1 rRNA gene is annotated in these 264 nt (G+C 51.9%); it reads right to left on the bottom strand.

Annotation, left to right across the window (positions count from 1 at the left end):
- Window positions 1-264 (bottom strand): 23S ribosomal RNA (locus MUU47_RS00035); the annotation flags it as partial.

Below are 264 nucleotides of genomic sequence, written 5' to 3'. Positions count from 1 at the left end.
CCCATCAATTAACCTTCCGGCACCGGGCAGGCGTCACACCGTATACGTCCACTTTCGTGTTTGCACAGTGCTGTGTTTTTAATAAACAGTTGCAGCCAGCTGGTATCTTCGACTGATTTCAGCTCCATCCGCAGGGACTTCACCTACACATCAGCGTGCCTTCTCCCGAAGTTACGGCACCATTTTGCCTAGTTCCTTCACCCGAGTTCTCTCAAGCGCCTTGGTATTCTCTACCTGACCACCTGTGTCGGTTTGGGGTACGAT

Source organism: Scandinavium hiltneri (assembly GCF_024764835.1).
Taxonomy (GTDB): Bacteria; Pseudomonadota; Gammaproteobacteria; order Enterobacterales; family Enterobacteriaceae; genus Scandinavium; species Scandinavium hiltneri.
Note: the sequence above shows the minus strand (reverse complement) of the source record. Positions and strands in the feature narration are given on the sequence as shown.